This is a genomic window from Streptomyces katrae (assembly GCF_000966975.1).
GTDB lineage: Bacteria > Actinomycetota > Actinomycetes > Streptomycetales > Streptomycetaceae > Streptomyces > Streptomyces katrae.
In genome coordinates, this window is the sequence record NZ_JZWV01000880.1 from 1 (window position 1) to 9,073 (window position 9,073).

A 9,073-nucleotide genomic window follows, 5' to 3' on the forward strand; every position below is an offset into this window, starting at 1 on the left:
CAGGCCTCGCCCAGTTCGTCGCGGTCGCCCGGCACGAGCACGTCACCCGCGCCGCCCAGGAGCTGGGCGTACCGCAGTCCACCCTGTCGCGGGCGATGGTCCGCCTCGAACAGGACCTGGGCGTCTCGCTGTTCGCCCGCAAGGGCCGCACCGTCGCCCTCACCACGGCCGGCCGCACCTTCCTCGCCTCCGCCGAGGAGGCCCTCGCCGGGATCGCCCGCGCCGCCGGCTCCGTCCAGCAGGACGCCGACCCCGGCGTCGGGAAGGTCGCCTTCGGCTTCCTGCACACCCTGGGCCCCGAGACCGTACCCGGCCTGATCCGCGCCTTCCGCGCCGACCACCCCCGGGTGCGCTTCTCCCTCGTCCAGAACTACGGCGAGGCCATGCTGGAGAAGCTCCGCGCCGGGGAGCTGGACCTCTGCCTGACCTCACCCGTCCCCGACGCCCCCGACCTGGTGGGCCGCCGCCTGGACGAGCAGCGGCTGCGCCTGGTCGTCCCGGACGACCACCGCCTGGCGGTCCGCAAGCGCATCCGCCTCGCCGAGGCCGCCGAGGAAACCTTCGTCACCCTGGAGCCCGGCTACGGCCTGCGCCGCATCACCGACAACCTGTGCGCGGAGGCCGGCTTCACCCCGAAGGTGGCCTTCGAGGGCGAGGAGGCCGAAACCCTGCGCGGCCTGGTCGCGGCGGGCCTGGGCGTGGCCCTCCTGCCCCCACCCCTGGTCCCCCGCCCGGGCGTGGTCGAACTGACGGTGACGGCCCCCCGCGCGGTCCGCGAGATCGGCGTCGCCTGGCTGGACGGCCACCCGGACACCCCACCGGTGGCCGCCTTCAAACGCTTCCTGCTCTCCCGCCGAGGCCGCCTGATCCCGGAACTGGAACCGCCGGCCTAGGCGGGGGGTGTCCGGTCTACTGGGCGGTCCACGCCCAGAAGGTGCCCTTCGTGTACTCGTCCTCGCCCCCACTGCCCAGGAAGAGCCGGGTGGGGGGCTTCGACTCGTTCCCGGCGAAGACCGTGCAGAAGGTGTGCGTCTCACCGACGTCCCAGCCCATGTAGATGGGCGTGTTGGACGGGCAGCCGCCCTCGACCAGGCCGGTGTGGATCACCGGACGCTCCGCGACCTTCTCGCCGTTCTCGTCGAGGGCGAGCGCGCCGGCTCCGAGGTCGGCGTTGGACACGTACGGCTTGCCCTCCTTCAGCGTGTAGGAGAGGAACACGAAGTACGGGGTGTCGCCCTTGATCTCGCCGGGAGTCCGCTTGTCCCAGTACATGGCCTTCGCCTGCTTGGCGTTGCCCTTCACGATCTTCGAGACCGTGACCTCGAACTTCCCCCCGGAGGTGACCCCGGGTTCGAACAGCCCCGGCGCAGGCCGGCCCAGCGGGAGGGGCGGGCCCCATCCCGGCTTCTTGGACGCGGGCACCGCGGACGGCGTCGCCTGACCCGCCTCGTCCAGCGCCGAACCGCCCAGCGCCGAACCGCCCTTCGCTGCCCCCGCCCCGGGAGTGGCGGGCTTCGTGTCGCCTCCGGAGCCGCCGCAGGCGGTGAGCGTTATCCCGAGGGCTGTGGCCAGCAGCCCGTACAGGGCCTTGGAGTGGCGGTGCATGCGTCATTCCTTCTCACGAGGACTCCGGATTCGTGATCATCCTTCCACGCGGGTGCGGGGGTCCGGCCCCTCCTCCGGCTCCCGGCACGCCGCCGTCGCCGACGGCAAGTACCCCGCCTGGAATCGGGACTTGGCGCCCACGGCGCGCATGATCCCCGCGATGTGCCGCTGGCAGGTGCGTTCCGACATGCCCAGGCGGCAGTCGTCCCCTTCTTCACGCGCCGCTCGCGCGGCTCGGCGCCGGGGCGCCTCTCCGGCTTCGCGCCGCTGCGCCGGACTCCGTCCGTCGACCCGGCGGGGCGGGGCCTGGGCGCGGACACAGGCCGCAGCTCACTCGTTGACGTGCGGAAACCCGTCCCGACCGGGCTCAGCCCGTATGCAGCAGCGTTCGTGCCCGTTCGTATGCCTCGCGGGCGTGCGCGTTGCCGAGATGGGGCCGGAGGGAGGAGAGCCGAGTACCTGCTGCACGACGGATCGACCGAACGCCAGGAGCGTCCCTCGGCGGCGGCCTTCTGGCTCGGCCGGTGGCCGCGCGGCATCCTGCCCTCGCTGATCTGACGCTAGGACGGACAGCCGGTCCCGGGCTCTTCGCCCGGTCGCCCGGCTGCGGCGGCCGACAGCAAGTACCCCGCCTGGAAGCGGGACTTGGCTCCCACCGCGCGCATGATCTCCGCGATGTGCCGCTGGCAGGTGCGTTCCGACATGCCCAGGCGGCGGGCGATCACCTTGTCCTCCAGGCCCTCCGACAGCAGGCGGACGATCGTCTGGCGGAGTTCGTCCGAGAGGGACCTGGCGGACTCCGGGCTCACCGTCGTGGGGAAGGGGCGCGCGGCCGGCCAGGAGCGTTCGAAGGCCGCCGTCATGAAGTGGACGACGCTCGGCTCGCGGACCAGCAGGGCCGCGCCCTGGCGGTCCGGGACGGACATCAGGCCGGTGCGGGCGTCGAAGATCAGCATCCGCATCAGCCCGTCGCCCAGGGTCCGCACCTGCGCGCCCAGTGCCGTCACCCGTTCCACGTACGCTGCCGTCGGCCGTGAGTAGCGTGCCGTGTGCTGGTAGATCGTCCGCATCCGGACCCCGCGCGCCAGCAGCGACTCGTCCCGTCCGACCGCCTCCTCCAGGGTCTCCTGCGGGCGGCCGCCGCCCGGCTGGGAGGTCAGCAGTTCGTGCTCGCACCCCGCCACCAGCTCGGCGATCAGCCCGCGCACCGCCCCCAGGTCCGTCACCAGCTCAAGGCGTCCCGCGCCGCCGTCGTCCCGGTGTGCGGTGCCCGCCTCGTACGCCGGCACCAGCGCCTCCAGCCGCCCGCGCAGCCGGTCCATCTCGTCGTGCGTCTCCCGGACGAGCAGGGCCAGCGGGGCCAGCGCGCGGGCCGCCGCCGCGCGGGGCGCGACCGCGGTCCAGCGTTCGGGGCCGTCGCCGGGGGCCCGCTGGAGCAGGTGGGCGGCGGCCAGCTCCTTGACCGCGGCGCCCGCCCGGGCGCCCAGGGCGGTGGTGGCCTCGGCGGCGGTGAAGGCGTACCGCTCCACGGCGAAGGCGTACAGGCGCCGGGCCGCAGGGCTCAGATCGGATCCATCGGCTCCGTCGGCATCGACTGGCATATGCCCATTCGTCCCTGACTGTGACCGTTTATAAACCCCTCAGGTTTCCGCAAGGCGACAAGTCGACCCCGGAATCCATGCGTCCGGCATATGCCGAACCGGCACAGTGGGATCACGGCGCGCCGGGGGCGGCGGCGCCGGATCCATCGGTGCCGTCCGACCGTGAGGGGGCGGAGCGGCAGGCACGGACGGACACCGCGCCCGCCCCCGACCCCGCCGTCGTGCTACTTGGCCTTCGCGTAGTCCCCGAAGCCCGTCCAGTCCAGCGCGACGGCCGGCTCGTCGCCCACCACCCAGGCGTCGTGCCCGGGCGCGATCTGCATGAAGTCCCCCGGGCCGTAGTCCTCGGCCGTTCCGTCGTCCATGACGACGTGCATCCTGCCGCTCACCATGTAGCCCGTGTGCCCGGCCTGGCAGCTGTCCGTGCCGACCAGCGGCTTGACGTGCTCCGACCAGCGCCAGCCCGGCTCGAAGACCGCCCGCCCCACGGCCCCGCCGTCGGTCTGGAGGAGGTCCAGCCGCCCCTTGCCGCCCTCGAACGGCCGCGTCTCGTCGGCGTCGTCGAAGCTCCTGCGCACCATCCCGGCCATGACCCATCGCCTCCCGGAGAGAAACGGCCCCGAGTCCACTCCTCACTCTACGCGCGGGGCCCGCTCCCTTCGCGGCGACCGCCGCGCACCTCCCTTGGCGGCGGCAGCCCCTCACCCCCGCAGCGACCGCCCGAACCCCGAGGCCAACGGCATCCGCAGCCCCAGCGGCGGGGGAGCCGCCAGCGCGTCCGTCACCGGCCGCGAGTACCGCCCCGAGACCATCGCCCCGAGGACGAAGTCCACCGCGAGCGCCACCACTTCCGCCCGGTGCTCGCGCAGCCCGTGCCCGTCCGAATGCACCTCGAACCGGCAAGTAGAACGATTCGCCTTCTTCGCCCGGGCCGCCAGCAGGAAGGAGCACTCCGGGTCGCTGCGCGCGTCGTTGGTCCCGTGCACGATCAGCACCTGCCGGCCCGCGAGCTGTTTCACCGGTTCAGGGGAGCCGCCGCGCACCTCGTCCGGTAAGCAAGGGGCCAGCGCCACCACCGAGTTGACGGCCGCGTGCCCCGCAGCCCGCAGCGCCGCCCGGCCCCCCGCCCCGTACCCCGCCAGGCAGACCGGCACGTCCCCGTACCTGCGCAGCGCCTCGTCCGCCGCCCACCGTGCGGCCGCCTCCCGGTCCCCCGGGCCGTGCAGCACGGCGTGCGCCACCAGCCCCTCCGCCCCGCCCGCCCGGCCCAGTGCCCGCGCGAGCGGGCGCATCGGACCGGGGGCGATCCTGGACGCCCCGGGGAGCAGGAGGACCACACCACTGACCATCGACTCCGGGCCGTTCGCGCCGGCCGCCCGCCCCAGGCGGGCCCCGCGCGCCGGCGGCGCATGCTGTGCCATGGCGGAACAGTCTCAGACCGCCGGGTGTATGCCACCCGTCCGTACGGTCTCTGTTACATATCGACGCCCGCCGCCGAGGGGCTGCTCTACGCGCGTAGGAGTAGAGTGCCGGGATGACGAGCGAGACCCCCAACACGCCCAGCCCGGATCAGATCCGCCGCTCCCCGAAGGTGCTGCTGCACGACCACCTCGACGGCGGCCTGCGCCCCGGCACCATCATCGAGCTGGCCGCCCAGGTCGGCTACGACAAGCTGCCCGAGAGCGACGCCGACAAGCTCGGCGTCTGGTTCCGTGACGCCGCCGACTCCGGCTCCCTCCCGCGCTACCTGGAGACGTTCGCGCACACCTGCGCCGTCATGCAGACGAAGGAGGCCCTCTTCCGGGTCGCCGCCGAGTGCGCCGAGGACCTGGCCGAGGACGGCGTCGTGTACGCCGAGATCCGCTACGCCCCCGAGCAGCACCTCGAAGCCGGCCTGACCCTCGAAGAGGTCGTCGAGGCGGTCAACGACGGCTTTCGCGAGGGCGAGCGCCGCGCCAAGGCCAACGGCCACCGCATCCGCATCGGCGCCCTGCTGACCGCGATGCGCCACGCGGCCCGCGCGCTGGAGATCGCCGAACTGGCCAACCGCTACCGCGACAACGGCGTCGTCGGCTTCGACATCGCCGGCGCCGAGGCCGGGTTCCCCCCCACCCGCCACCTCGACGCCTTCGAGTACCTCAAGCGCGAGAACAACCACTTCACCATCCACGCCGGCGAGGCCTTCGGCCTGCCGTCGATCTGGCAGGCCCTGCAGTGGTGCGGCGCCGACCGCCTGGGCCACGGCGTGAAGATCATCGACGACATCGAGGTCGCCGCCGACGGCTCCGTGAAGCTCGGCCGCCTGGCCTCGTACGTCCGCGACAAGCGCATCCCCCTGGAGATGTGCCCGACCTCGAACCTGCAGACCGCCGCGGCCGCCTCGTACGCCGAGCACCCGATCGGCCTGCTGCGCAAGCTGCACTTCCGGCTCACGGTCAACACCGACAACCGGCTGATGAGCGGCACCAGCATGAGCCGCGAGTTCGAGCACCTGGTCGAGGCCTTCGGCTACTCGCTCGACGACATGCAGTGGTTCACCGTCAATGCGATGAAGTCCGCGTTCATTCCTTTCGATGAACGACTGGCGATGATCAACGACGTGATCAAGCCCGGCTATGCAGAGCTGAAGTCCGAGTGGCTTTTCCGTCAGACCGCTTCCACCAGCGGATCTGTATCGGCCTAGGCCACGGAATGACCCAGGGAAAGCGCCCGGAGGAATGGCCCTCCGGGTGCTTTCTCGTATTTAAGGATGTTTGCGGGACGGGGTTTGAAGTGACTAGTTTGCGGAGCCGCTCGATTCCCCGTCGCAAGGACGATTTTTCATGAAGCAGTCTGCTGCCAAGTCCCTCGGTGTCGCTGTCATTGGTGCCGCCCTCGCCGCGGGTGCCGCGGGTACCGCCTCCGCCTCGGCGCTCCCCACCCCGAACCTGACGGACGCCCTCGGCACCGTCACCAGCGCCACCAGCTCCATCACCAACCAGACGGACGCGGCCCAGCAGGGCCAGGAGGGCCAGGCCAGCGACCCGGCCGCCCCCGTGAACCAGCTGCTCGGCGGAGTCCCCGCGCTCGGCGGCCTCGGCGGCGCCCTCGGCTAGTCGTCCGCCCCGCGGACCACACGCCCGTACGCCTGGCGCACACCCCTTCGAGGCGGTGTGCGCCACGCGGCGCGGTGTGCCACGATCACCACCAACTGCCCGCCGACTTACGGGGTATGAGGTCCGGTCATGCGCATCACGGCACGATTCAAGGCGCCCGCCACGACGTTCGCGCTGCTCCCCGCGCTGCTCCTCGGAGCCGTCGGCTGCAGCAGCGGCACGGACGCGGCCGCGCCCGCCAAGAGCCCGGACCCCAAGGGCTCCGCGGCCGCCGCCCCCTCCGGCGCACCCGGCCCCGCCGCCTCCCCGGCCCCCAAGGCCAAGGACGCCCGCCTGGAGCGGTCCGCCCTCGAACAGGGCGACCTCCCCGGCTACCAGGTCTCGGCGCAGGGCAAGAACCCGAGCGCCCCCACCGGCCAGCCGCAGGCCGACAAGAAGGCCTGCCAGCCGCTCGCCGACATCATGGGCGACAAGCCCGACCCGGCCGCGCACGAGACCGTCAACCGGGGCATCGGCTCCCAGAAGCAGGTCGGCCTCGCCGTCTCCGCCTCCGTCAGCTCCTACGACGAGAGCGACGCCAAGAAGGTCGTCTCCCGGCTCCGCGAGGCCGTCGCGGCCTGCGGCTCCGGCTTCACCGCGACCGTGCAGAAGCAGACCGGCACCTACCGGGACGTGAAGGCGGTCCCGTTCAGGACCGCCGGTGACGAGAGCGTCAGCTGGACCACGACCGCCGCCGCCGAAGGCGTCTCGGCCCAGGTCCACCTGGTCGTCGTCCGCGAGGGGTCCAGCGTCGTACGGCTGATGGCCCTCAACGTGGCGGCCGCCGGCCAGAAGGCCGCGGTCCCGCAGGAAGTCGCCGACAAGCAGCTGGAGAAGGTCCGCAAGGCCGGCTGATTCCGGCCTGAACGCGGCCGGAGACCCGAGCCGGCCGCGAGCGCGGGCGGGTCGGCATCGCGATTCCTACCAGGCGGTGCTCGCGGCGCCCACGCCGGACTTCTCGTTCGGGATGAGCAGCCACAGTGCCAGGTAGACCAGGAACTGGGGGCCGGGCAGCAGGCAGGACAGGACGAAGATGAGCCGCATCGTGCGGGCCTTCATTCCGAACCGCTTCGCCAGTCCGGCGCAGACGCCGCCGATCAGCCGTCCGTCACGGGGGCGGGTCAGCGCGCTCATGGTGTTCTCCTTCGCATCGGGATTCGCGCGCTTTCCGTAATTGCCTGGCGCGATGGATCAATACTCGCGCGGCACGGCCGACAGGACGTCGGTCCACGGGCCGAGCCCGACCCTGGGAATTCTCGGGGTGTTCCCCTGAGGCCCGGCGTCCGGGGAGGTCAGGGGCCTGCGCAGCCTCGCCCGCAGGACCGGTACGACCGCCACGTGCACGAGCACCACCCCGGCGGTGTTCAGCAGCAGGGAGTCCACGTCCAGGACCCGCCCCGGGACCGCCGTCTGGAGCATTTCGATGCCCAGCGAGATCAGTACGGCCGCGGCCGCCGTCCGCACCAGCGAGGACCACGCGGCCAGCGCCCCGGGCTTCAGCCGGCCCCCCGCCAGCGGCAGCAGCACCCCCAGCGGGGCCAGCAGCGCCAGCCCCTCGCCGATCCGCCGCGCGGCCTCCAGCGGCCCCAGCGCCAGGTCCGCCCGGATCCCCTCCAGCGGGGACAGGTTCGCGGCGGCCGCCCAGGGCACGTCCAGCGGACTCAGGGTGAGCCATCCGACGACCAGCAGGTGCGCGGCCAGCAGGGCCCCGCTCAGGAGCCGGGGACGGACCGGGAGCTGTGTGGCGGTGGCGGCGCTGCCGCTGCCCTCATGACGGTGCACACCACCGAGGACGCCACCCCCGGCGGCGCCGGTTCCGGTCGGCCCGGCCCGTCTTGGGCCGTCTCGGCCCGTACGGCCGCCCCCGGTCAGCGGGCCCCCGCCCCGCCCGGCCGCCGCCCGGCGGCGGCCGCCTCCGGATGCCGCCGCGCCCAGTCGGCGAGACCGGTGAGCCGCTCGTAGAGCTCGCGCGCCGCGTCGGTGGCTGCGTACTCCACCCGGGGCGGCACCGTCGGGTGCACCGTGCGGACCAGCAGGCCGTCCTCCTCCAGTTCGCGCAGCGTGAGGGTGAGGATCCGGCGGCTGATGCCGGCCAGCGACCGTTCGAGGGCGGAGAAGCGGACCGGGCCGTGGAGGGTCTCGCTCAGGACGCCGAGACTCCACTTGCCGCTCACCCTGCCGAGCACGTCCAGGACCGTGCAGACCTCCCGGCCCACGCCCTCCTGTGCCGTGCACGCGGTAGTACGTGACATAAATGTGCCTTCTTCCGTTGTGCGGCGCCCTCTTCGAGGATGAGCGGTGTGCACGTCAGTGCTCCGCGAGGCCGGCCCGCAGGCAGGCCCGCGCCCATCCGCAGGCCCGACGAGAGGCGAGGGACGACGAGTGAGGAACGCCGGCAGCACGGAAGGGCTTCCCGCGACGGTGGCGCTGGACGAGGCGGTGAGGGAACTGGTCGACGGCCGGAACTTCGCCGTCGTGGCGACGCTGAACCCCGACGGCGGCCCCCAGACCTCCGTCGTCTGGGTGGGCAGGCGCGGGGACGACGTGGTCTTCTCCACCACCGCGGGACGCAAGAAGGCGCGCAACCTCGCCCGCGACCCCCGCATCAGCCTGACCGTCTACGACCGCGAGAACCCCTACCGGTCCGTGGAGGTACGGGGTACCGCCGAACTGCTGCCGGACCCGCACAAGGAACTGCCGCGCGAGCTGTCACGGCACTACCTCGGACAGGAC

The 9,073-nt window shown here is 72.9% G+C and carries 12 protein-coding genes; 5 read left to right on the top strand and 7 right to left on the bottom strand.

All coding sequences use genetic code 11. The annotated features are described in order from the left end of the window. The coding region (locus tag VR44_RS28630; protein WP_045950512.1) for a LysR family transcriptional regulator at positions 1-893 on the top strand (893 nt) is incomplete at its 5' end. 16 nt (positions 894-909) lie between these two features. On the opposite strand, the gene VR44_RS28635 is transcribed toward VR44_RS28630, so the two are convergent. The 4 genes from VR44_RS28635 to VR44_RS28650 form a co-directional block, all read right to left on the bottom strand. Then, on the bottom strand, positions 910-1,605 hold the full coding sequence (locus VR44_RS28635) for a hypothetical protein (protein ID WP_045950513.1): 696 nt from the start codon (positions 1,603-1,605) through the stop codon (positions 910-912). Between the two features lie 560 nt (positions 1,606-2,165). Beyond that, positions 2,166-3,134: a helix-turn-helix transcriptional regulator gene (locus VR44_RS28640; protein ID WP_245692388.1), complete on the bottom strand. Its 969-nt coding sequence runs from the start codon at positions 3,132-3,134 to the stop codon at positions 2,166-2,168. 296 nt (positions 3,135-3,430) lie between these two features. Continuing rightward, positions 3,431-3,796 (bottom strand): cupin domain-containing protein, encoded by a 366-nt coding sequence (locus VR44_RS28645; RefSeq protein ID WP_045950515.1) that lies wholly within the window; start codon positions 3,794-3,796, stop codon positions 3,431-3,433. 111 nt (positions 3,797-3,907) lie between these two features. Beyond that, complete coding sequence (locus VR44_RS28650) at positions 3,908-4,627, bottom strand: alpha/beta hydrolase (RefSeq protein ID WP_045950516.1); 720 nt, start codon at positions 4,625-4,627, stop codon at positions 3,908-3,910. Positions 4,628-4,740: 113 nt separating this feature from the next. Between VR44_RS28650 and VR44_RS28655 the strand changes: the two genes are divergently transcribed. The 3 genes from VR44_RS28655 (at position 4,741) to VR44_RS45355 (ending at position 7,195) form a co-directional block, all read left to right on the top strand. After that, complete coding sequence (locus tag VR44_RS28655) at positions 4,741-5,889, top strand: adenosine deaminase (protein ID WP_045950517.1); 1,149 nt, start codon at positions 4,741-4,743, stop codon at positions 5,887-5,889. Positions 5,890-6,028: 139 nt separating this feature from the next. Then, complete coding sequence (locus VR44_RS28660; protein WP_045950518.1) at positions 6,029-6,301, top strand: hypothetical protein; 273 nt, start codon at positions 6,029-6,031, stop codon at positions 6,299-6,301. 129 nt (positions 6,302-6,430) lie between these two features. After that, positions 6,431-7,195 carry a hypothetical protein gene (locus tag VR44_RS45355; RefSeq protein ID WP_045950519.1) on the top strand — a complete coding sequence of 255 codons (765 nt, stop codon included), beginning with the start codon at positions 6,431-6,433 and terminating at the stop codon, positions 7,193-7,195. A 66-nt stretch (positions 7,196-7,261) separates the two neighbouring features. On the opposite strand, the gene VR44_RS28670 is transcribed toward VR44_RS45355, so the two are convergent. From VR44_RS28670 to VR44_RS28680, 3 genes are all read right to left on the bottom strand, one after another. Further along, positions 7,262-7,474 carry a PspC domain-containing protein gene (locus VR44_RS28670; RefSeq protein WP_045950520.1) on the bottom strand — a complete coding sequence of 71 codons (213 nt, stop codon included), beginning with the start codon at positions 7,472-7,474 and terminating at the stop codon, positions 7,262-7,264. A 57-nt stretch (positions 7,475-7,531) separates the two neighbouring features. After that, a complete protein-coding gene (locus tag VR44_RS28675; RefSeq protein WP_063778981.1) occupies positions 7,532-8,122 on the bottom strand; it encodes a VanZ family protein in 591 nt (196 codons plus the stop codon). Between the two features lie 86 nt (positions 8,123-8,208). Next, entirely contained in the window at positions 8,209-8,592 is a 384-nt protein-coding gene (locus VR44_RS28680; RefSeq protein ID WP_045950521.1) for a winged helix-turn-helix transcriptional regulator, read from the bottom strand. Between the two features lie 130 nt (positions 8,593-8,722). Here VR44_RS28680 and VR44_RS28685 point away from each other — a divergent pair. Next, the coding region (locus VR44_RS28685; RefSeq protein ID WP_052713866.1) for a PPOX class F420-dependent oxidoreductase at positions 8,723-9,073 on the top strand (351 nt) is incomplete at its 3' end.

What these genes read in the sequence shown, in the direction of transcription:
- VR44_RS28635 (WP_045950513.1), bottom strand. Translation starts at nt 1,605, where the DNA reads ATGCACCGCCACTCCAAGGCCCTGTACGGGCTGCTGGCCACAGCCCTC.
- VR44_RS28645 (WP_045950515.1), bottom strand. Translation starts at nt 3,796, where the DNA reads ATGGCCGGGATGGTGCGCAGGAGCTTCGACGACGCCGACGAGACGCGG.
- VR44_RS28650 (WP_045950516.1), bottom strand. Translation starts at nt 4,627, where the DNA reads ATGGCACAGCATGCGCCGCCGGCGCGCGGGGCCCGCCTGGGGCGGGCG.
- VR44_RS28655 (WP_045950517.1), top strand. Translation starts at nt 4,741, where the DNA reads ATGACGAGCGAGACCCCCAACACGCCCAGCCCGGATCAGATCCGCCGC.
- VR44_RS28660 (WP_045950518.1), top strand. Translation starts at nt 6,029, where the DNA reads ATGAAGCAGTCTGCTGCCAAGTCCCTCGGTGTCGCTGTCATTGGTGCC.
- VR44_RS45355 (WP_045950519.1), top strand. Translation starts at nt 6,431, where the DNA reads ATGCGCATCACGGCACGATTCAAGGCGCCCGCCACGACGTTCGCGCTG.
- VR44_RS28670 (WP_045950520.1), bottom strand. Translation starts at nt 7,474, where the DNA reads ATGAGCGCGCTGACCCGCCCCCGTGACGGACGGCTGATCGGCGGCGTC.
- VR44_RS28680 (WP_045950521.1), bottom strand. Translation starts at nt 8,592, where the DNA reads ATGTCACGTACTACCGCGTGCACGGCACAGGAGGGCGTGGGCCGGGAG.